General features: G+C 29.8%; 20 protein-coding genes. 10 read left to right on the top strand and 10 right to left on the bottom strand.

The window, feature by feature from the left end; all coding sequences use genetic code 11:
* The 4 genes from rbsA to H5J23_RS12445 all read right to left on the bottom strand — a co-directional run bounded on the left by rbsA (position 1) and on the right by H5J23_RS12445 (position 3,698).
* Entirely contained in the window at positions 1-1,491 is a 1,491-nt protein-coding gene (gene rbsA, locus H5J23_RS12460) for a ribose ABC transporter ATP-binding protein RbsA (RefSeq protein ID WP_185892578.1), read from the bottom strand.
* On the bottom strand, positions 1,492-1,899 hold the full coding sequence (gene rbsD / locus H5J23_RS12455; RefSeq protein WP_185892576.1) for a D-ribose pyranase: 408 nt from the start codon (positions 1,897-1,899) through the stop codon (positions 1,492-1,494).
* A 3-nt stretch (positions 1,900-1,902) separates the two neighbouring features.
* A complete protein-coding gene (gene rbsK / locus H5J23_RS12450) occupies positions 1,903-2,814 on the bottom strand; it encodes a ribokinase (RefSeq protein ID WP_185892574.1) in 912 nt (303 codons plus the stop codon).
* Between the two features lie 152 nt (positions 2,815-2,966).
* On the bottom strand, positions 2,967-3,698 hold the full coding sequence (locus H5J23_RS12445) for an FMN-binding protein (RefSeq protein WP_185892572.1): 732 nt from the start codon (positions 3,696-3,698) through the stop codon (positions 2,967-2,969).
* A 198-nt stretch (positions 3,699-3,896) separates the two neighbouring features.
* On the opposite strand from H5J23_RS12445, the gene H5J23_RS12440 reads away from it, so the two are divergent.
* Positions 3,897-5,189 (top strand): APC family permease, encoded by a 1,293-nt coding sequence (locus tag H5J23_RS12440; RefSeq protein WP_185892570.1) that lies wholly within the window; start codon positions 3,897-3,899, stop codon positions 5,187-5,189.
* A gap of 40 nt (positions 5,190-5,229) precedes the next feature.
* Here H5J23_RS12440 and aguB read toward each other — a convergent pair whose 3' ends face one another.
* Complete coding sequence (aguB, locus tag H5J23_RS12435; RefSeq protein WP_342663795.1) at positions 5,230-6,114, bottom strand: N-carbamoylputrescine amidase; 885 nt, start codon at positions 6,112-6,114, stop codon at positions 5,230-5,232.
* 16 nt (positions 6,115-6,130) lie between these two features.
* A complete protein-coding gene (locus H5J23_RS12430; protein WP_023051278.1) occupies positions 6,131-7,198 on the bottom strand; it encodes an agmatine/peptidylarginine deiminase in 1,068 nt (355 codons plus the stop codon).
* Positions 7,199-7,399: 201 nt separating this feature from the next.
* On the opposite strand from H5J23_RS12430, the gene H5J23_RS12425 reads away from it, so the two are divergent.
* The 6 genes from H5J23_RS12425 (at position 7,400) to H5J23_RS12400 (ending at position 14,086) form a co-directional block, all read left to right on the top strand.
* A complete protein-coding gene (locus H5J23_RS12425) occupies positions 7,400-8,188 on the top strand; it encodes a threonine/serine exporter ThrE family protein (protein WP_023051279.1) in 789 nt (262 codons plus the stop codon).
* Entirely contained in the window at positions 8,185-8,640 is a 456-nt protein-coding gene (locus tag H5J23_RS12420; RefSeq protein WP_023051280.1) for a threonine/serine exporter family protein, read from the top strand. The genes H5J23_RS12425 and H5J23_RS12420 overlap by 4 nt, the downstream gene beginning before the upstream one ends.
* Positions 8,641-8,652: 12 nt before the next feature.
* Complete coding sequence (locus tag H5J23_RS12415) at positions 8,653-10,164, top strand: ClC family H(+)/Cl(-) exchange transporter (protein WP_023051281.1); 1,512 nt, start codon at positions 8,653-8,655, stop codon at positions 10,162-10,164.
* 105 nt (positions 10,165-10,269) lie between these two features.
* Positions 10,270-11,874: a glutamate:gamma-aminobutyrate antiporter gene (gene gadC / locus H5J23_RS12410; RefSeq protein ID WP_185892568.1), complete on the top strand. Its 1,605-nt coding sequence runs from the start codon at positions 10,270-10,272 to the stop codon at positions 11,872-11,874.
* A gap of 26 nt (positions 11,875-11,900) precedes the next feature.
* A complete protein-coding gene (glsA, locus tag H5J23_RS12405; RefSeq protein ID WP_023051283.1) occupies positions 11,901-12,821 on the top strand; it encodes a glutaminase A in 921 nt (306 codons plus the stop codon).
* Positions 12,822-12,877: 56 nt separating this feature from the next.
* Positions 12,878-14,086, top strand: coding sequence for an ammonium transporter (locus tag H5J23_RS12400; protein ID WP_185892566.1), 1,209 nt, complete (start codon positions 12,878-12,880; stop codon positions 14,084-14,086).
* A 44-nt stretch (positions 14,087-14,130) separates the two neighbouring features.
* Here the strand turns inward: H5J23_RS12400 and H5J23_RS12395 are convergent, their stop codons facing one another.
* Both H5J23_RS12395 and H5J23_RS12390 read right to left on the bottom strand, forming a co-directional pair.
* Positions 14,131-14,457 (bottom strand): DUF1622 domain-containing protein, encoded by a 327-nt coding sequence (locus tag H5J23_RS12395; RefSeq protein ID WP_023051285.1) that lies wholly within the window; start codon positions 14,455-14,457, stop codon positions 14,131-14,133.
* A gap of 21 nt (positions 14,458-14,478) precedes the next feature.
* Positions 14,479-15,258 carry a glucose 1-dehydrogenase gene (locus H5J23_RS12390; RefSeq protein ID WP_185892564.1) on the bottom strand — a complete coding sequence of 260 codons (780 nt, stop codon included), beginning with the start codon at positions 15,256-15,258 and terminating at the stop codon, positions 14,479-14,481.
* A gap of 126 nt (positions 15,259-15,384) precedes the next feature.
* On the opposite strand from H5J23_RS12390, the gene H5J23_RS12385 reads away from it, so the two are divergent.
* Both H5J23_RS12385 and H5J23_RS12380 read left to right on the top strand, forming a co-directional pair.
* Positions 15,385-15,993 carry an NADPH-dependent F420 reductase gene (locus H5J23_RS12385; protein WP_185892562.1) on the top strand — a complete coding sequence of 203 codons (609 nt, stop codon included), beginning with the start codon at positions 15,385-15,387 and terminating at the stop codon, positions 15,991-15,993.
* Position 15,994: 1 nt separating this feature from the next.
* Positions 15,995-17,344 (top strand): sugar porter family MFS transporter, encoded by a 1,350-nt coding sequence (locus H5J23_RS12380; RefSeq protein ID WP_185892560.1) that lies wholly within the window; start codon positions 15,995-15,997, stop codon positions 17,342-17,344.
* A gap of 39 nt (positions 17,345-17,383) precedes the next feature.
* On the opposite strand, the gene H5J23_RS12375 is transcribed toward H5J23_RS12380, so the two are convergent.
* Both H5J23_RS12375 and mprF read right to left on the bottom strand, forming a co-directional pair.
* Complete coding sequence (locus H5J23_RS12375; RefSeq protein WP_023051288.1) at positions 17,384-17,797, bottom strand: rhodanese-like domain-containing protein; 414 nt, start codon at positions 17,795-17,797, stop codon at positions 17,384-17,386.
* Between the two features lie 19 nt (positions 17,798-17,816).
* Positions 17,817-20,363, bottom strand: a complete 2,547-nt coding sequence (mprF, locus tag H5J23_RS12370; RefSeq protein ID WP_185892559.1) for a bifunctional lysylphosphatidylglycerol flippase/synthetase MprF — start codon at positions 20,361-20,363, stop codon at positions 17,817-17,819.
* A 222-nt stretch (positions 20,364-20,585) separates the two neighbouring features.
* Here mprF and H5J23_RS12365 point away from each other — a divergent pair, with 222 nt between their 5' ends.
* Positions 20,586-21,611, top strand: coding sequence for a LacI family DNA-binding transcriptional regulator (locus H5J23_RS12365; protein WP_185892557.1), 1,026 nt, complete (start codon positions 20,586-20,588; stop codon positions 21,609-21,611).
* Positions 21,612-21,619: the final 8 nt, after the last annotated feature.

The following is a 21,619-nucleotide window of genomic DNA, read 5'->3' as shown; positions in this document are numbered from 1 at the left end:
TTATTCAACTCCTACTGCATATCTCATTATTTTTTCTTGAGTGAACTCATCTTTAGATAGAGTTCCACTTATTTTGTGTTCATGGATAACCATAATTCTATCACTTAGTCCCATTACTTCTGGCATTTCAGAAGATATCATAATAATACTAAGACCTTTTTTCTTTAGCTCGTTAATAACATCGTAAATCTCTTTTTTAGCTCCAACGTCTACTCCTCTAGTTGGTTCATCTAAAATTAAAATTTTAGGATTAGTTAAAAGAGCTTTTGCAATAGCTACTTTTTGTTGGTTTCCACCACTTAAGTTTTTAATAATTTGATTAGGTGAAGGAGTTTTTACTCCAAATTTTTCAATATATTCATCAACAGATTTGTTTTCAGCATTTTTATTTAAACCTAATCTACTTGAGAAGAATTTTAAAGATGAAAGAGTCATATTTTCTTTAACACTTAATCCTAATACAAGTCCATCTCCTTTTCTATCTTCTGAAACGTAGGCGATTCCATGGTTTACACCAGATTCAGGAGAATCAATAGAAACCTCCTGTCCCTCTATAAAAACTTTTCCAGAGGACTTTTTATAATATCCATAAATAGTTTTTACAAGTTCACTTCTTCCAGCTCCCATAAGACCAGCAATACCTAAAATCTCTCCCTTTTTTAAAGTGAAAGAGGCATCTTTAACATACTTACCACAAAGATTTTCAACTTTTAAAACCTCAGCTCCAGGAGTTACAGAAACATTTGGGAACTGCTCACTTAAAGTTCTTCCAACCATTTTTTCAATAATATAGTTTTCGTCAATATCTTTAACTTCAGCTTCAGAGATAAACTTACCATCTCTTAAAACAGTTATATCATCACAAATAGCAGGAATCTCTTTTAATCTATGAGATATGTAAATAATACTTTTTCCTTCTGATGTAAGCTCTTTAATAACCTTGAAAAGACTTTCAGTTTCCTTATCAGTTAATGCATCTGTAGGCTCATCCATAACAATAAGCTTAGCATTTTGTGAAAGAGCTTTTGCAATTTCAACCATTTGCATCTTACCTATTGTTAAATCTTTTATTAAAGTTTTTTCACTGTCTTCAACATTAAGAAGATCTAAAATAGATCTAGCTTCTCTATGCATAAGAGTCCAATCTATTTTTCCAAAACTGTTTGTAAGTTCTCTTCCTAAAAATATATTCTCAGTTATACTCATATGTTGAATTAAATTCAACTCCTGATGAATAATAGCAATACCAGCTTCTTGAGAATCTTTAGTTCCTTTAAAAGTAACTTCATGTCCATGGTAGAAAACAGTTCCTGAATCTTTACTATAGATACCAGTCATTATTTTCATAAGTGTTGATTTTCCAGCACCATTTTCTCCCATTAAAGCCATAACTCTTCCTTTATAAGCATTTAAACAAGCACCATCTAGGGCTTTTACACCTGGGAAAGATTTACAGATATCTTTCATTTGTAAAACAATCTCTTTATTCATTTAGAAAACTACTCCTGACTTTAAAATAATATTTGCATATGGAGTACATTCTCCAGTTCTAACAATCGCTTCACTTTCTCTTGTAATCTCTTTAAACTCTGTATGAGAAACCTCAACAATTTTAGGGTTCATTCCATTTTTTTGGAAAGTTTCTAAAATTTCGTTGTAAACTTTAGGATTAATAGTTTTAATTTCAGAAGCTAAAACAATCTCTTCAACCATCATTTCACTTAAAATTGCATCTAAAGTTTTTATAAAGCTAGGATATCCAGCTTCAATAGCTAAATCTATTCTTTTTACACCTTTTGGAAATGGAAGTCCAGCATCACAAAGTGTAATATGAGATGTATGACCTATTTTAGCAATCTCATAAGAAAGTTCACTATTTAAAAGTTTTCCTTTTTTCATAATCTATTCTCCTTTAAAATTTAATACTTCTTCAAGAGTTGGTATCGACGTTTGAGCACCAATTCTAGTAACAGATATAGCAGCAACTTTAGTTCCTCTATCAATAGCTTCTTCAAAAGTTAGACCAGAAGCAAGTCCATTTACAAAACCACCAATGAAACTATCTCCAGCAGCAGTTGTATCAATAGCTTTAACTTTGTAAGCTGGGAATGATCTTTTCTCTGTTTTACTTATAAACATACAACCTTTACTTCCTAAAGTAACGATAAGTCCTTTAACACCTTTGTCTAAAAGGATGTTAGCAGCATTTATTACGCTTTCTTCATTAGTAACAGGTATTCCAGATAAAATCTCTAACTCTGTTTCATTAGGAATTATGTAATCAGAATTTGAGATAATCTCTTCATCTAATTTATTAGCAGGAGCTGGATTTAAAATAGTTGTTTTTCCAAACTCTTTAGCTTTTTTTAATGAATATTTAACTGTTTCCATTGGGATTTCAAGTTGAGTAACAAGAATATCACAATTTTTAATAGTATCTAAATGTCTATCTATATATGAGTTATCTACTTCGTAGTTAGCACCTGGAACAACAATAATTCTATTTTGTCCGTTGTCTTCTACTATGATTTTAGCAATACCAGTAGCTTCATCACAATATTCTATATTAGAAACATCCACTCCATCCTTTTTCATAGAATCTAGAAGAATATTTCCCATACCCTCTTTTCCTATTTTTCCTAGCATAGAAACTGGAGATTTCATCTTCCCCATAGCAACAGCTTGGTTAGCTCCTTTTCCACCAGGGATTTGCATGAACTTTTTACCTAAAAGAGTTTCACCACCACGAGGTGCTCTTTCACAAATTGTAACTAAATCCATGTTAATGCTTCCAACAACAACAATTTTTTTCATGTTAAAATCTCCTTAAAAAATAATTAATGTGATTAAATAGTGTACACAATAAGTTTAAAAAATACTCGATACCTTTAATTTAGCACACTAAAAAAGTAATGTCAATAAAATAAAAACTGAAACTTTGTGAAAAGTTTCAGCAATTTTTAGTATTATTTAGTTGGAATAGCCACCTCAACACGATTTTCATATGCATTTTTTAGTGCACCTAAAATATCACCATGACTGTCTCTAAGGCTCATTGTAGCTCCAGCAGTTATGTCAGCAACCTCTTTTTTCTCAGCTTCAGTAAGTTTACTATATTTCTCTTTATCTTTATCATTTCTACTATTTTCTTTTAAAGGTCTTCCGTTAACATCTGAATATAGCTTTGTGAAAATAATTTCTAATTCGTCAACTGTTTTACCCTTAAATTTATCTTGAAAAAAGTCCATTTGTTCATCCCATTCATTTTTAGGATTCATTCCATAGCTAGCTCCACGCTCTCTTTTAGTTTTCCAGTTATCAACTTCATTAGCTATATTAGCGGGAGTATTTTCAGTTTTTCCAATAACTTTTTTAGTTTTGTGATCAGCTAAATTATGTCCTTCAGTTCCAGGCCACCCTGAAAAGTGAGGCATACTTTCACCATCATAATTTGGAGAACTAACTTCTAAAGCATCAACTATAGCATTTATAATTTTTCCATCAGCATCGAAAAGCACTGCAGCATCTACATAGTTAAAACTATAAACCTGTTGTCCTTCGCTATCTTTACCAGGACCAACTCTAAAGTTTGTAGAATGTCCTAAACCTTGGTACACTTTAGTTTCAGCTGCTAAAGATGTAATTGATCCACAAAGTAAAAGAGCAGAAAGCGATAGAGGTAACCATTTTTTTATCATTAAAATCACTCCTTTTGAAAATAGATTAGTTGCTAAGTAGTACGTATATACCTTATTTTTTTTGAAAAAACAAGAAAAAATTTTTTTCTAAAGGATTTATTAAAAAAAAAGAGAATAATGTAGCATAAAAATAATTAAATACAGGAGGAGTATTATGTTACATAGAGCAAAAGTTTATGAGGAGAAGGAGGTTTCCAAATGGATGATTTAAAGAGTAATAAACTTGGGTTTTGGAGCATTTTCTTTTTAGGGATAAATTCAATAATTGGGTCAGGAATTTTTCTTTTACCAAATAAAGCTTACGCTGATGTAGGGTTAGCCAGTTTAATCGTAATTTTAATAAATGCTGTTTTAGCATTATTTTTAGCACTATGTTTTGCTGAAACAGCAAGTATATTTGATAAAAATGGTTCATCCTTTGTATATGCAAAAGAGGCATATGGAAACTTTGTAGGATTTGAGATTGGAATTTTTGCTTGGTTTATAGGTATAGTTAGTTGGTCAGCAGAGATTCAAGGCTTTTTAACGGCACTTGGTGGAATATACCCAATAGCTATTGATCCCTATTATAATAAACTTTTTGTTATAGCTATAGGAATTTTTTTAGGAGTATTAAACTACTTAGGAGTTAAATTCTCAAAAATACTTAATAATCTTATAACGGTAAGTAAATTATTACCTTTAATATTATTTGTTCTTGTAGGAATATTTTTTATAAAAGGACCAGACTTTTTCCCATTAATTCCTAAAATCGAGCTTGGTCTTTCAACTGGAAATTTAGGAGTAGCAACGTTAGTTATATTTTACGCATTTACTGGATTCGATTTACTAGCAGTAGCAGCAGAGGATATGCAAAATCCAACAAAAAATCTACCAAAAGCCATAATATGGGTTATGATATTTTGTTCTATTTTTTATCTGATGGTCATGGTAGTTTGTATAGGTTTATTAGGACCTAAATTAGGAACAACTTCAGTTCCAATAGCTTCGGCAACAGCAGCAATATTTGGAAGTTCTGGATTTTTATTTATAACAATAGCTACATTAGTTTCAATTGGAGGAATAACAATAGCTTTATCATTTATTGCACCAAGATCAATTCAAGCTTTAGCAGATAGTAAATATGTGCCAGAGGTTTTTAATAAAAAAGGTAGATTTGGAACAGCAGGATTTGCAATTTTATTAACAACAGCAATAACTGTTAGTTTAGCTCTTTATGGAAATTTTATTTTTTTAGCAAGTCTTACAGTTATAGCTCGTTTAATTGAGTTTATATCTACAGCAGGTTCTGTATTAGTTTTCAGAAAAAGAAAGTTAAAAGCACAATATAAAATTCCTTTAGGACCAATTATTCCAGTAATAGCTATAATATTATCAATATGGTTATTAAGCCAATCATCTCATGAAAACCTACTATTTATTATAATAGGATTTATAATAGGAGCAATACTTTATGTAACTTATGCTAAAAAGCAGATGGAAAGACAATAAAAAAGAGGAGGATGCATTTGCACCCTCCCTATTTTTTTATCTATTTAAATTTTGTTTCTCCATCAAGAGTTAAAATTGCTCCATATAAATCTGGTCTTCTATCTCTAAATAATCCCCAGAAAGCTCTATAATCATCAATAGCTGCTAAATCTAATTCAGCTATAGCAAAACCTTCAGAGTCTCTATCCATTTCAGATATTTTAGCACCAGTATGATCAGCTATAAAAGATGACCCATAGAATTTAACACCAATTTCATCAACATGTTCTTGTCCAGTTCTGTTAGCACAAACTAATGGAGTTAAGTTAGCACCAGCATGTCCTTGCATAACTCTTTGCCAATGATCTTTTGTATCCATAGTGGGGTCACTAGGTTCTGATCCAATAGCTGTAGGATAGAATAAAATTTCAGCACCCATTAAAGCCATACATCTTGCTGATTCTGGGAACCATTGATCCCAACATATAGCAACACCAATTTTAGCATATTTAGTTTCCCAAACTTTAAAACCAGTATCTCCTATATTAAAATAGAATTTTTCTTGATATCCACTTACATCATGAGGTATGTGACTTTTTCTATAAATTCCTAAAATTTCTCCATCAGCATCGATAATAGCTATTGAGTTGTATCTTGCACCATGTTTTCTTTCATAAAAACTTATTGGAAGAACAACTTGTAATTCTTTTGCAACCTTTTTAAAGTGATTAACAGCTGTATCAAGTTCTAACTCTGTGGCAAATTGCATATATTCAGCTTTTTCTTTAGCACAGAAATAAACTCTTTCAAATAACTCAGAAAGTAAGATTATTTGAGCTCCTTCAGCTGCTGCTGCTCTAACTTGTTTTTCAGCTTTTCTTATATTTTCATCAACATCCCAACCTAGAGACATTTGAACTGCTGCTACTTTAACTTTTCTCATAATAAATCTCCTCCTTTAATTAAAAACTTTTTCCATAAGGCATTTGTTGAGTTATACAGTGAACACATCCACCACCTATAATGATAGGCATTCCATCTATAGGAACTACTTTTCTATCAGGATAAGCTTTTTGGATAGCTTCTAATGCTTTTTTATCAGTTTCTTCAGCATCTCCTCCAAATGTAGGAACAATAACTGCACCAGTAACTGGTAAATAGTTTATATAACTTAATGTTAGAAGTTGACCATCATAATATCTAATAGGAGGTTTTTCAATTTCAATAATTTCAAAAGGTAGTCCACTTGATCTATCTTTAAATTCTTTTAATATTTTCATATTTTCTTGGAAAATCTCGTAGTCAGGATCTTTTTCATCGTAACAAGCTTGGATTATAATAACTCCTGGTCTAACAAAACAAGCTGTGTTGTCAACGTGTCCATCAGTTAAATCTCCATATAAACCTGATTTTAACCAGATAACTTGTTCTCCACCTAAATATTCTTCTAATAAATTAGTAACTTCTTCTTTTGTGAATCTAGAATTTCTAGAACCAGTAAGTAAAGCAGATTCTGTTGTTAAAATAGTTCCTTGTCCATCTGAGTGAATTCCTCCACCTTCTAATGCCAGTGGTGAAGTAAATACAGGAACATCATAAAATATACCTAAATGATAAGGAACTTTTCCATCATTATAGTGTGTTTGATATTTTTCACCATAAGAAGTAAATCTCCATTTAACTGCTGCAACTTCTTGATCGTCATTTAGTAAAAAAGTGGGACCATTATCTCTAACCCACGAATCGTCTATTGGTAGACATAATACTTCTACTTTTTCTCCACACATCTCTTTAACTTCATGCAGAAGTTCTGGAGGAGCAATCATAACTAATTCCTCAAATTCAGCAATAGCTTTTGCTACATTAGCATATCCTTTTCTAGCTGCTTCAATTCCATCAGGCCAAAGTGGAGTTCTGCTATTTTTTCCATCTCTAACAGGCCATTGCATGAAAGTACGTCTTCTTTTCTCCCACTCTCCAGGCATTCTGTAACCAAGCTCTCTAGGTGTTTTACCACAAGTTCCAAACATAATACTTACCTCCTTGATAACGATATTAATTTAAAAATAAATTCAATTATCATAAATCACCTGCATTATACATTTTATTTTTAGGATTTCTTTTTTATTTTGTAAAAAAAATTGTACAAAAATTTAAAAAGATACAAAATTACAAGGAAAATGAATAGGAAACCTGAATATTTAAATAAATAATAATTGGGAGAGATATATATGGATAATCTTAGGGAGGATTTAACAGTCATCAATGAAAATGACATTTTATATCTAGCAAGTTATGTAGGGAAATTGATACTAGAATCTGGTGGAGAAACCTATAGAGCAGAGGATATGGTAGATAAAATATGTAATCACTATGGCCTTGAATCAAATTCATTTGCAGTTCTGTCTAGTATTTTAACAACAATAAGAGGAAGAGAAAGAAGATTTTTTACGAATATAGAAAAAATAAGAATGCGAACTATAAATGTAGAAAAAATTTCTAAACTTAGTTCACTGGTAAGAGATATAGATAGCTATACTTTTAAAGAATTTTTAGAAAAAGTAAAAGAGATTGATGATGAGCAAGCATATGGATTTTTATATGTACTGTTGGGGAATTGTATTGCAGCTGGAGCTTTTGCTTATTATTTTGGTGGAAATAGAGGTAGCTGCATAGCTTCAGTTATTGGAGCTATTTCAATATCATTTTTAGGATATTTTGCTGCAAAGTTAATGATAAATAAATTCTTCTTAAATTTAGTTGGAGGAATGGTTTGTTCCTTCTCAGCATATATATGTTTTTTATTTGGAATAATTCCAGAAATCTCAGTAACGATAATTTCAACGTTAATGTTATTAGTTCCTGGAATAGCTTTTACAAATTCAATTAGAGATTTAATAACAGGAGATTTAGTTTCAGGAATTGCAAGAGGAGTAGAGGCTTTTATGGTAGGAACCGCTTTAGCTATAGGATCAGGAATAACGTTATCCATTATAAAAACATTAGGAGGGCTGCTATGAGGGTAATAATAATTCAGGTTATATCATCAATTGTTGCAACCTATGGTTTTGGGATAATATTTAATGTAAGAGGTATGAAAAATTTATATGGAAGTTTTGGAGCGGGAATTGGATGGTTGGTCTATAGTTTATTAAGTGAAAAGGGATTTACATATTTTATAGCCTATACAGCAGCATCTTCAACGATAACAATATATTCTGAGATTTTATCGAGAAGATTAAAGGTACCAACAGTTTCATTTTTATATCCATGTATGATTCCTTTAGTTCCTGGTGGTGGAATATATTACACCATGTATTACATAGTACAAGATAGTATATCTAAAGCAGTAGAAAAAGGAATAGAAACATTTATAATTTCAGGATCAATTGCTATTGGGATTTTAACAGTTTCAACATTTTCACAAATTTATTACTATATAGTAAAGAAAAAAGCAAAAGAAAATTTATAAAAGGAGTTACTTATGGGGATTTTAAAAGTTTATATATTAGCTATTTTAACGGGATTTGTAACAGGTCTTATAACAATACCCTATAGATGGATGATAGAAAAATCAGCTTATATAAGGGATATGATTTTTAATTTGAACAATCCATTATACTATTTAATTTTAGGTTTTATTGGAATATATGTTATAGGTATTTTAATAAGTAAGATGGTAGAGGATAGTCCGTTGATTACAGGAAGTGGTATTCCTCAAGCAAGGGCACAAATATATGGAAGAATAAAAGTAAAAAATCCAATAAAAAATTTAGTTTTTAAATTCTTAGGTGGTGTTTCTGGAATTTCAGCAGGATACTCTCTTGGAAGAGAGGGACCTTCTGTACAGATGGGAGCTTTAATTGGAGAAACAATATCACAAGTATTTAAAGTGGATAGAGTTGAAAGAAAATATTTAATAATGAGCGGAGCTGGTGCAGGACTATCATCTGCTTTTACAGCACCTCTTGCTTCTGCAATTTTTATAGCTGAAGAGTTACAGAAATATTTTAATTCAAGATTAACAATTTTTTCTTTTTTAGGTTCTATAGTTTCTGGATATATGGCAGCTAAATTTTTTGTAAAAAATGATTATTTAGATATAGTTGTGAATTATCCACAAAATTTAAATTATTTTGAATATTTCTATATTTGTATAGCTTTTGCAATTTTTATAAGCTTAGTTGGAAAGAGCTTTTCTTTTCTTTTAATTTATTTTCAGAAGTTAAATAGGAAAATTAAAATATCAAAGTATATAAAAGTATTTTTCTATACTTTAATGGTTATTGTAATTGGAATTTTTTATAAAGATTTAACTGCTGGTGGAGAAAGTTTTTTAATAAGAGAGGGAATGGTTAATGATCTTTCAATTGGAGCTTTAATCTTTTTTATAATTTTAAAACTTTTATTTACTACATTATCTTATTCAACTGGATTTCCTGGAGGAATATTTTTACCTCTTTTAGTTATTGGAGGTTTATCAGGAAAGCTTTTTGGTTTAATTCTATTGTATTTTAATTTGATTGATATTAATAATCTAGGTGTATTCATATTTTTAGGAATGGCTTCAGCTTTTGTTGTTGTTGTTAGATCCCCAGCCACTGGAATTATTCTAATATTAGAGATGACATGGGATTTTACGCTACTTCCTAGTATGGTTATTGTAGCTGGATTAGCATATACAGTTAGTAACTTATTAAAAGTTGAACCAATATATGATTTATTATATAAACCATTAATTGAAAATGATGATAATGATGAAGTTGTAGAATTAGTTTTTGAAGTAGGAAGTGAATCCTATTTAATAGGAGAGGAGATTGGAAAATTAGAATTACCAGGAGATCTTAAAATAAAATCTATTGAGAGAAAAGGTGAATTTATAAAAACTAATGATACAACTGAAATTGAAAAAAATGACATTATAGGAATTCCCACTAAAAAAAGAGATATAGAAAAATTCTATGATTCTTTGAGATCTTTAGCTCAAGAAAATTAAAAAAAATAAAAATAAAAAAGATATTACTTTTTTAGAAGGAAATGTTCTACCAAAAGTGAACAATAGAGTGACAATAATAAAAAATATTTTATAGGAGGGTTATTTATGGCTACTAACACTAGTACAACTAACAAACAGTTGACACTATTTGGATTTTTCACAATAACAGCCTCAATGGTTATGGCTGTTTATGAATATCCGAGTTTTGCAACTTCAGGATTTTCATTACTTTTCTTTTTACTGTTTGGAGGACTATTTTGGTTTATTCCAGTAGCACTTTGTGCGGCTGAAATGGCAACAATTCCAGGATGGGAAACAGGAGGAGTTTTCACTTGGGTTTCTGAATCTTTAGGTGAACGTTGGGGATTTGCGGCAATATTCTATCAGTTTTTTGAAATAACAGTTGGGTATATCCCAATGCTTTACTTTATTAATGGTTCATTATCATACCTATTTGATTGGCCAGTTTTAAATGTAAATCCACATTTAAAATTAATTTCTATTTTAATCGTATTTTGGATTTTAACATTCTCTCAATTAGGTGGTACTAAGTACACAGCTAAAATAGCAAGAATTGGATTTATCTTTGGTATTGTAATACCAGCAATAATTTTAATAGGTCTTGCAATAGCGTATGTTGTAGCTGGAAATCCAGTACATATGGAAGTTAGTTGGAATTCATTCTTCCCAGACTTCACTAATGTAAACTCATTAGTTATATTAGTATCATTTATCTTAAGTTATATGGGAGTAGAAGCATCAGCTTCCCATGCTAATGAAATGGCTAATCCTAAAAAACAATATCCAATAGCTGTATTTATGTTAGTTATTATAGCTATTGTTATAAGTTCTGCAGGAGGATTATCAATAGCTACAGTTATTCCAGTAAATGAGATAAACTTAAGTGCAGGAGTTAACCAAACTTTTGCTACATTAATTAATCACTATGGAAGTCACTTAGATTGGATTGTTAGAATTATAGCAGCATTTATCGGTCTTGGAGTTCTAGCAGAGATAAGTGCGTGGATAGTTGGACCATCAAGAGCTATGTATGTAGCAGCACAAAAAGGTATTTTACCTCCAGTGTTTAAAAAAGTTAATAAACATGACGTTCCAGTTCCTTTAGTAATGTTCCAAGGAGTTATCGTAACTATTTGGGCAATTGTTTTAACATTAGGTGGAGGAGGAAACAACATGTCCTTCATGACATCAATGTCTTTAACAGTTGTTATCTACTTAATGACATATTTCCTATTATTTATAGGTTATTTAACATTAGTTTTAAAAAGAAAAACAACAGATGCACAAGCAGCTTATCAAATTCCAGGTGGAGTTGTATTTAAATGTATAGTCGGTGCAGTAGGATTCTTAACATCACTGTTTGCATTTATTATATCATTCTTCCCACCAGATAATATTCCAGGTGGAAACACAGGAGAGTATGAAACTATATTAACAGTAGGATTTATAGTTGTATTAGTTCTACCATTTATAATTTATGAATTTAGAGATAAAAAAAATGCAGTAGCAATAGATCCAACAAGAATTACCACAGAAAATGCTCCTGAGCATCACTTCTTTGGACATCCTAAAGCTAGAGGAGAGTTCCATATTACTCCGCATCCAGATGATGTTATGCAACAAGATGAAGATCCAAAAAAAGAGATTGAAACAAAACCAGAATCTAATGAAGAAAAAGAACAAAAATAAAAGTTCTTAGACATGGAGGCAAAAAAATGAATCAAGATGTATTAAGTAAAATAGTGGAAAACAATAAAGGTTTAATATCTCAAGGTGCTGTAGCAACATATATTCCTGAATTGGCTAAAGTAAGTAAAGATTACTTAGGTGCAGTTATTGCGTTTCCAGATGGAACTATGTTATCAGCAGGAGATACAAAAGTTAGATTTGCTATAGAAAGTATATCTAAAACAGTTGTTTTAGCTTTAGCTCTATTAGACAATGGAGAGGAAGAAGTATTTAAACATGTTCATAAAGAGCCTTCAGGAGATGCTTTTAACTCAATAAAAAAATTAGAAACAGAACCTGATCACTTACCAAGAAATCCCTTTATAAATGCAGGAGCTATTATGACAGCTTCTTTAATAAAAGGAAAAGATCCAGAAGATAAATTTAATAGAATTCTAGAATTCATGAAAAAAATAAGTGAAGATGATTCTTTAGAGTTAGCGACAGATATCTATTTAAGTGAAAAAGCTACTGGAGATACAAATAGAGGTTTAGCTTACTATATGAAAGGACAAGGAGTTTTAAGTGGAAATGTAGAAGATATTCTAGATGTATACTTTAAACAATGTTCAATATATGTAACTACAGAGAGTTTAGCTAAAATTGCAAGATTCTTTGCAAATGGTGGAGTTTTATCAACTGGAGAGAGAGTTATTCCTAAAAAGTATGCACAAATAGTTAGTGGATTAATAGCTACTTGTGGAATGTATGATCAAAGTGGAGAGTACCTTGATAATATTGGAATTCCAGGAAAATCTGGAGTAGGTGGAGGTATAATTTCACCAGTATCAAGTAAAAAAATAGGTGTTGCAGTATTTGGACCAGCTTTAGATGCTGAAGGAAATAGTGTTGCAGGTATGGGAATAATGAAAGATATCTCAAAAGAGATGGAACTAGACATGTTTTAAAAAACTAAAAAAGGTCTCTTATTTAAGAGACCTTTTTAAAATAGGAGGTATACTATATGTTTCAAGGTGTAGTACATGGAAATGTAGCTTTTATGGTAATAGCAACAGTATTAGTATTTTTTATGACTCCAGGACTAGCATTTTTTTATGGTGGGTTAGTTGAAAAGAAACACTCATTAACTTTAATGTTACAAATTTTTATCTCAATAGGTGTTGTAACTTTAATGTGGATATTTGGAGGATTTAGTTTAGTATTTGGAGATACAATTGGTGGAATAATTGGAGATCCATTTCAATATATGAACTTTAAAGATATAGTTTTTCAAGTGAATACAACTTATGGATTAACAATTCCATTTTTAATGTTTTTCATGTATCAATTGATGTTCGCAATAATAACTTTACCACTGATGACAGGTTCAATAGTTAACAGAATAACAATGGGAGCTTGGATAAAGTATCTTGTTATTTGGATGATATTAGTTTATTTCCCTGTGGCTCATTGGGTATGGGGAGAAGGATTTTTAGCTAAAATGGGATTTGTTGATTTTGCTGGTGGAACAGTTATTCACGTTTCAGCTGCTTTTTCTGGATTGGGAGCTCTTTGGGTTCTTGGAAAAAGAAAAGTTATAACTGGAAAAGGACCATTTAATATGGGGCTTGTAGCAGTTGGGGCTGGAATACTTATGTTTGGATGGTTTGGTTTTAATGCAGGAGGAACTTTAGCTGCTGCAGGAACAACAGCAATTGTATTTACAAATACAGGAGTAGCTGGTGCAAGTGGTATGATTGTATGGGCTATAATGTCATACTTAGAAAAGAAAAAGTTCTCATTTTTAGATCCTTTAGTTGGAGCAGTTGCAGGACTTGCAACAATAACACCAGCTTCAGGTTATGTAACACCACCATCTGCACTATTAATTGGAGCATTAGCAGGAATTGTATGTTTTTATGCAATTAAAATACCAAGAAAAATGCAATGGGATGATGCTTTAGATGTATGGGGTGTTCATGGCGTTGGAGGATTTATGGGAACTGTATTAATAGGTCTTTTAGCAAATGGAATGGTAAATAAAGTTTCAGCTAGTTCTCATCAGTTATGGATTCAACTATTTGGAGCAGCATTAGTAGGAGTATACTCTATAGTAGTTTCATACTTAATAATGAAATTTTTAGATAAAACTTCTAATATTAGAGTAACAAAAGAAGAAATTGAAAAAGGTTTAGATGAAAGTTTATTAAATGAAAAATATAGTGATGATTAAGAAAAGCTCTAAGCGTTTATTCCGCTTAGAGCTTTTTTCTTCTTTTATTTATGTTTTTCTATTTCCCAACTCATAATAGTTCTAATAATAACTATTAGAAGAACGAGTACAATATTTTGCAAATCTCTCAAAATAATAGTATCAACAATATCTGCAATAATTAGAAATTGAAGACCTACTAAAATATACTTATCAAAAGTTTCTCTCATTATTTTATTGAAACTAAGACCCTCTTTATTTGTAAATAGAATTTTAACACTTTTTAAAAATCCAAAGCAGATAACTCCTATAGACAAAGCTGTAAAAAAGAAAGCTAACCAGTGCAATAAAAGTTTAAAAGAATCCATAATATAGTGCTCAAAAGTAAGCATAAAATCCACCCCTTAATAAAATTATCCTTCTAAATCTTGCTCTCCTCCACCATTGACAGGAAGAATTTGCCCTGTTATCCATTTAGATAATGGAGATGCTAAGAAAAATACGGCCATAGCTATATCGTCAGCTTCTCCTAAAACCTTCATAGGTGTTTTCTTAAGCATAATTTCTTCTAACTCAGGAGTTAAAACTGTAGCTAAAGCATGAGTTTTAATTGCACCTGGTGCAATGGCATTTACTCTAATAATTGGACCTAAATCAACAGCCATATATTTAGTAAGTTGATTAACAGCAGCTTTAGAGCTTCCATAAACACTCATATTATGACTTTGCATTATACTAGACATTGAACTAATATTAACGATTGATCCATATTCACTTGCAATCATATGAGGAGCACAAAGTCTAGAAAGATTGAAGATACTAAAAACATTAAGATTATAGATTTTTTGAAGATATTCAGGAGTTAATTCTAAAAATTTTTCTCTTCCACCTCCGCCACCACCAGCATTATTAACTAAAATATTGATTTTACCAAACTCTTTAATAGTAGCTTTAACAACTTCTTCTAAACCTTGAATAGATGTAACATCACATTTTACTCCAATAGCTTTAACACCTTCACCTCTAGCTTCAATAGCTGTATTATCAGCATCAACTTTATTTAAATCAGCACATACAATATTAGCACCAGCTCTAGCTAACATTAAAGCAGAAGCTTTACCAATTCCAGCACCAGCACCAGTTATAATAGCAACCATACCTTTTAAATTATAGTGATTTTCAATTTTAAACATAATAAAACACCTCCTAACCTAATTTTCTAATAAAAGGTAGAAAATCCTTTTATTATTAAAAATTAAAAGGATTTAAAAAAACTATTTCGAAAAAAGTATTAAGAATATTGAATAAAGGAGGAGTATATGAACATAGGAATATTAGGAAATGGAGTTGTAGCAAATGCTTTAGCAGAGGTTTTTCATAAATTAGGACACCCAGTTCAAATAGGAGTAAGGGATTTAAAAGAGGAGATTGAAAAAAAACATTTTATAGAGTATGTTGATGGAAAAGATATAGCAGAAGATAATGAAATTATAATTCTAGCTGTACCTGGAAATAAAGTTGAAAAAGCTGTAACAAATATAAAAAATCCTGAAGGGAAAATCTTTATTGATTTAACAAATCCAATTGGAGAAGATTATATTTTAACTCGTGGGAGATACACTTCTAATGGAGAAGTGATACAAGAGATTTTAAAAGATTCTCATATAGTAAAAACTTTAAATACTTTAGGAGTAGAAAAATTAATTAATCCTTGTGTAAATGAAAAAAAACTTACAATGTTATTAGCTGGGAATAACAAAATAGCTAATAAAAAAGTTGAAGAGTTGCTTTTTGAAATGGGATTTGATCCAATGTTAATAGGAGATATACATTTTTCTAGATATTTAGAACCTCTTGCAATGATTTGGATAGAGATGGTAAGAAAGCAAGGAAAATCTTTTGAAAATGGATTGATTTGGATAAGATAAAATGAGCAAAGAAAAATATGTGGTCTATATTGCAGTATTGACTGCTTCTTTTGGTTATATTTTTGATTTTGATTCAGCAGTTATCTCTAGTAGCATTGAAGTTTTAGCAAATACTTTTAAAATAGATAAACAGATGATTGGAACACTGATAACCATTGTTTTAGTAGGTGGATTAATTGGTGGATTTTTAGCAGGATACTTCTCTGAAAAAATTGGAAGGAAAAAAACAATACTTTATAGTTTATTGGGATTTCTAATAGGCGGTTTTATAACTACATTTTCTTTAAATATAGAGATGTTCATGTTAGGAAGATTGGTTATGGGACTTGGGTTAGGAAGCATATTTTTAGTTGGAGCTATATATGTAATTGAGATATCTCCAATAGAAACTAGAGGAAGAAATGGAACGATTAATCAACTGTTTATGCCTTTTGGATTAGTTGTAGGATTTTGGTTAGCATATTTAATAACAAATGGTTTAACAAATAGATTTATACTAGATAATTCATGGAGAGTTCTATTTTTTTTAGAAACTTTTCAAGGGTTAATTATATTTATACTTTTTTTAAGAATACCTGAAAGTCCAAGATGGTTGTACTTAAAGGGGTATAAAGATAAAGCTAGAGAAAGTTTGGAAAAAGTATTGCCTGATGAGAGAGTTGAAAAGGTTATGGAGGAGCTAGATGCAACTTCAGTTAGTAAAAAAGCAGAGGATAAAATAAATTTCAGAAAAATTAATAAAGGAGTAAAAATAGTAATCGTATTAGTTGTAATTTCAGCAATTTTTAGACAATTTTCTGGAATAAATCCAATAATATATTATGCACCAGAGATTTTTCAAGAAACTTCATCAGTTAGTACGTCAGGATATTTTCAAAGTGTTACAATGGGAATCTATGAGATTTTAGGATCAGTTATTGTTTTATTTTTAATTGATAAGTATGGGAGAAAAAAGCTATTATTCTATGGAACTTTAGTAATGACAATTTCATTAGGATATTTGACATATGCACTATTTTATAAAGAACGAGGAGTATATGATGTATATTCAGTTTATATTTATAATCTAACATATACAGTAGCCTTTGGAACAGCATTAACAGTTTATATATCTGAGATTACACCAAATTCAATTAGATCCTTAGGAGTTACCCTTTTTAATGTTATAAACTATATATTTGATATAACATTAACACAAATCTACCCAGCAATAGATTTAAGAAGTGAATCATTACCATTTTTTATTTTCTTTATAATAAGTGTGCTTTCGCTATTTTTTATTCCTCTTATTCCTGAAACAAAAGGGAAAACATTAGAGGAGATAGGAGAGTACTGGAATAAGATAAAATAAAAAAATCTGAGCTTAAGTAGAGCTCAGATTTTTATTTGTTTATTTTTTAACAGGTTCAACCATATCTTTGTAAGGCCAAGTACTCATACCTTCTTTTGAGTTATAAACATTTTTAAATCCATTTTTCTTTAAAATTTCAGCAGCTTTTTTAGAACGATTTCCACTAACACAGAAAGTTATATATGTCTCATCTTTATTAAGCTCAGGTAAACGTTTTTCTAGCTCAGGAAGAGGGATATGTTTGGCTCCTTTAACTAAACCAGTTTTTTCAACTTCATCATTGTTTCGGACATCTAAAAGAGTACCTTTGTTTTTATTTAGAATATCCATAACTTCAGAAAGAGAAACTGTTTCGTAATAACCTTCAACATCATTATAAGATGGAGTGTTAGCAAAGGAAGTAGTGCCTAACCCCAAAAGTAATAAAAGCATAGATAAAATTATTTTTTTCATAAAGCCTCCTTAAATTATTTTATTTTTTAGAAATAAGTCCTCGAATACCACCAGATATTAAAAGAGTAACATCCTTTAATATATTTGGCAAGTTAAAAGGTCCTGAATAAGCTATGTATCTTGGTTCCCACTGAGGATTAAATTTATCTTTAAAACTACGAAGTCCTTTAAAGTTATAAAAATGCTCTCCATGAGAAAAAATAGCACGCTCAATTTTATTCCAAAAGGAAGCTGTATTATCCTCAATACCAGCTAAAGGAGCCATTCCTAAATTAAATTTTTTAAATCCATTCTCTTTTCCGTAATTTATAACACAGATAAAAAAGTAATCCATAGTTCCATGAACAGCTTCGTTTCTATATCTCATTAAATCAAGAGAGATCTCTTCTTTGTTATTTGTTTCTAAAATATTTCCAAAAGCTAAAATTTTATTGTCTTTTTTTATAACTCCTACAGGAAAATTTAAAAGATATTCTTTTGTAAATTTTCCAAGAGAAAATCCTTTTTCTTTTGCATTTTTATCTTGTAACCATTCATTAGAGATGCTCTCTAAATCATCTAAAATTTCAGGAACTTTTTCAACTGGAATAACTTCAAAAGTATACCCCTCTTTTTCAACTCTATTAAAAGCATGTCTAAGAGGTTTAGCATCACTTCCATCGAGAGTAAAATTTTCTAAATGAACTTGAGCAAACTCACCAATTTTTAAAAAACTAAGTCCAACATCTAAGTAATAATTTAGATAATTTTTATTGATTTCATAGAAAACAGTCTCTTTTTTATTAGCTTTACAGTGATTATAAAACTTCCAAATACAGCTTCCAAAAGTTTTTTCATCTCCAACGGGATCTCCCATAGCCACAAATGAGTGACCACTTTTTCCAAACATAATAAAAGAGTTTTTACTATCATCAAAGATTATCTCTTTATCACCTAAAAGAGACAGATATGCATCAGTTGTACTAGAAAGACTAATACAATTTCTTAAATCTTTATCTGTTGGAGAGTTTTCTTCTGGGAGAGTTTCAGTATTTTTTTCTTCAACAGAAGATTTTCTCTTTTCACTAATAACATTTAAGATGATTAATATAGCAAATGCAAAGAAAATTCCTAAAAGTGTATTTGAAAAACTCCAAGATATTTTTGAAAAAAATTCAGTTTCTTTATATGAAAAAATTCCAAGGTACACTCCAATTAAAATAACTAGTATTATAGTAGAAAGTTTTTTAAAAGATGGTTTTTCAGAGAAAAAACTATTTTTTCTATAAAAATAATCTTTAGTAGGAATTGTTCCTATGAAACTTAGAGTTAAAAAAATTGTAAAGAATAGATGAAACTCTTTTACAATAGATAGAACAATAGAACATCCTAAAAAAAACAGAGATATAAAATAAGCAAGTTCAAATCGTTTTTCAATATAGTAAGCTAAAAATAACAGAGTAGTTCCTATAGCTGCTCCAATAAAATGAGAAGTTTCTAAATTTAAAAATGGAAATACAACTTCAATTTTTGTTATTAAGCTAGAGGGGAACGGAAAAAATCCAGAAAAAATAAGTATAATTCCAGATAAAGTTATGATTATACTTAAAAAATTAGGAAATTGTGAAAAAACAATTTTTTCCATCTCTGTAATTTTAGTGTTATCTTTTCTAATAAAAAGATGATAAATTGTGAAAATAGTAAAAGCTACAAGTAGCGGTATAAAAAAATAAGCTATTCTATATACTAAAAGAGCTCCAATAATTTTGTCTGATGAGTAAGCTCCTCCTAATAACGTTAGGAAAATCAGATCGAAAACTCCAATTCCTCCAGGGACATTGCTTAAAAAACCTAAGATTTGTGCAATGATAAAAATAGCTAAAAAATGAAAGAAATCAATTCTATTATGTGGAGGTAGTGCAAAATACAATACAAAACTTAAAGAAACCCAATCAGCAAGAGCTATTAAAATTCTATTTATTAAAATTGTATTGGTATTTTTGTGCTTTTTTATAATTACTCCTGTAAAAATAGTAGCTCCAATTAAAAGTATTATTCCAATGGGAACTGTTGTATCCATAGGTAGTTTTATAGGTAACTTTATCTGCACTAAAGATATAGGAAGAAGTGTTAAAAAAACACCACCAATCCAAAGTAAACCTAGCCAGAAGGTTGTATAGCAAAAGATAACTACATTCATAATTGTTTTATATGGAACTCCTAGAAGGGAGTACAGGTTTAATCTAAGTCCAGATGCAGTTAGACCAGAAAGACCAATAGAGTTAGCAAAAGCAAAACTAATAAAAGAAACAAAACTTATATTTTTTCTAGGAAGACTGTAGTTTTCATTTTTAAATGCTAAGACATCAAAACAAGTTAGAATAAGATAATCTAAACAAACAAAAAAAATAATTAAAGTTATTGCCCAAAATGGTATAGCTTCAATTGAAGATTTTAAATCATGAAGATTATATTTTTTTAGCTCCTTGTGTATAAAAAATATAGCAACTAAAAAAATGGTTAATTCAGCTGCAATTTTAAAATATTCAATAATTTTTTTCCTATTAAATTTTGAAACATTTTCCATAGTAACCCCACCTCATTAATTAAATATAACTATAATAGATTTACAAAAAAAACTACAGAATCCTCTATTAAATAAAAATAAAAAAAAGAATACTTAATTTACCTAAGTTAAATAAGTGAGATAATATATAAATAAAAAATCTTGTAAAAATGTTCTAAATACAATATAATCGTTTTATAAATATAATAAACACGCGTTCATAAAACAAGAAGGAGAAAAAATGTGAAGATAAATAGCACGAAGGTAGCCCAAATAGCTGGAGTTTCAAGAAGCACAGTTTCAAGAGTTATAAATAACTACTCAAATGTTCCTTCAGAAACAAGAGAAAAAATTTTAAAGATTATAGATGAGTTGGGATATATTCCAAATACAAGTGCTCAGGTTTTAGCTGGAAAAAAGAGCAGAACAATTGGACTTTTTATTTATGGTGATAATAATGATAAAAGTAAAATATTAGATAATGGATTATCTTTTGGTTATTACTTAGATTTTATAAATAGAGTTTTAAAAGAGGCATTAAAATTGGATTATCAATTACTAGTTGATGTAATAAATGATAATAACTTTTCTAAAGTGGAGTCTTTATATGTAAATAGAGATATTATTGGAGGAATATTTATAGGATTTAAAGAGGGGGATGAAAATATTCAAAAGATAATAAAACAACACTCACCAATAGTATTAGTTGATTATCTTTCAAATCCAAATTGTGAAAATAAGGAAGTTTATTATATAAATACAGAAGATTTTAATGGAGCTAAAGAAGCTACCGAACATCTTATAAATTTAGGTAAAAAAAGAGTGATTCACATTTCAGGAGATAGATGTAAACTTTCTGGAAAAGAAAGAGAAAAAGGATACATAGAAGCTATGAAAAAATTTGGAATGACTCCAATGATTTATAACGGTAACTATTCTGATGAAAAAGCTACAGAGATAATTATGAATCTATTGGAAAAAAATATAGAGTTTGATGGAGTATTTTGTGCCAATGATAATATGAGTTACTGTGTAAATAATGTTTTAAAAGAAAATGGAAAAGAGAATATTCCAATTATAGGGTTTGATAATTTAAGAAATACAATTCCTTTAGGACTTATGTCAGTAGCTCCAGATATAAATAATTTAGCTAAAACAGCAGTGGAACTACTTCAAAATGATAAAGGAGAAAAACAAAAAGTTACTTTTATAAAAACAACTTTGATAAAAGGACTAAAAGAGTATATAAAAGAGAGCTATTTAGACTAACTAGGAGG

Source organism: Cetobacterium sp. 2G large (genome assembly GCF_014250655.1).
In the GTDB taxonomy this organism is placed as follows: domain Bacteria; phylum Fusobacteriota; class Fusobacteriia; order Fusobacteriales; family Fusobacteriaceae; genus Cetobacterium_A; species Cetobacterium_A somerae.
This window is presented reverse-complemented; position numbering and strand designations above follow the sequence as displayed.

Excerpts from the sequence above, each read along its gene's own strand:
- rbsA (WP_185892578.1), bottom strand. The coding sequence starts at position 1,491 with ATGAATAAAGAGATTGTTTTACAAATGAAAGATATCTGTAAATCTTTC.
- rbsD (WP_185892576.1), bottom strand. The coding sequence starts at position 1,899 with ATGAAAAAAGGAAAACTTTTAAATAGTGAACTTTCTTATGAGATTGCT.
- rbsK (WP_185892574.1), bottom strand. The coding sequence starts at position 2,814 with ATGAAAAAAATTGTTGTTGTTGGAAGCATTAACATGGATTTAGTTACA.
- H5J23_RS12445 (WP_185892572.1), bottom strand. The coding sequence starts at position 3,698 with ATGATAAAAAAATGGTTACCTCTATCGCTTTCTGCTCTTTTACTTTGT.
- H5J23_RS12440 (WP_185892570.1), top strand. The coding sequence starts at position 3,897 with ATGGATGATTTAAAGAGTAATAAACTTGGGTTTTGGAGCATTTTCTTT.
- H5J23_RS12430 (WP_023051278.1), bottom strand. The coding sequence starts at position 7,198 with ATGTTTGGAACTTGTGGTAAAACACCTAGAGAGCTTGGTTACAGAATG.
- H5J23_RS12425 (WP_023051279.1), top strand. The coding sequence starts at position 7,400 with ATGGATAATCTTAGGGAGGATTTAACAGTCATCAATGAAAATGACATT.
- H5J23_RS12420 (WP_023051280.1), top strand. The coding sequence starts at position 8,185 with ATGAGGGTAATAATAATTCAGGTTATATCATCAATTGTTGCAACCTAT.
- H5J23_RS12415 (WP_023051281.1), top strand. The coding sequence starts at position 8,653 with ATGGGGATTTTAAAAGTTTATATATTAGCTATTTTAACGGGATTTGTA.
- gadC (WP_185892568.1), top strand. The coding sequence starts at position 10,270 with ATGGCTACTAACACTAGTACAACTAACAAACAGTTGACACTATTTGGA.
- glsA (WP_023051283.1), top strand. The coding sequence starts at position 11,901 with ATGAATCAAGATGTATTAAGTAAAATAGTGGAAAACAATAAAGGTTTA.
- H5J23_RS12400 (WP_185892566.1), top strand. The coding sequence starts at position 12,878 with ATGTTTCAAGGTGTAGTACATGGAAATGTAGCTTTTATGGTAATAGCA.
- H5J23_RS12395 (WP_023051285.1), bottom strand. The coding sequence starts at position 14,457 with ATGCTTACTTTTGAGCACTATATTATGGATTCTTTTAAACTTTTATTG.
- H5J23_RS12390 (WP_185892564.1), bottom strand. The coding sequence starts at position 15,258 with ATGTTTAAAATTGAAAATCACTATAATTTAAAAGGTATGGTTGCTATT.
- H5J23_RS12385 (WP_185892562.1), top strand. The coding sequence starts at position 15,385 with ATGAACATAGGAATATTAGGAAATGGAGTTGTAGCAAATGCTTTAGCA.
- H5J23_RS12380 (WP_185892560.1), top strand. The coding sequence starts at position 15,995 with ATGAGCAAAGAAAAATATGTGGTCTATATTGCAGTATTGACTGCTTCT.
- H5J23_RS12375 (WP_023051288.1), bottom strand. The coding sequence starts at position 17,797 with ATGAAAAAAATAATTTTATCTATGCTTTTATTACTTTTGGGGTTAGGC.
- mprF (WP_185892559.1), bottom strand. The coding sequence starts at position 20,363 with ATGGAAAATGTTTCAAAATTTAATAGGAAAAAAATTATTGAATATTTT.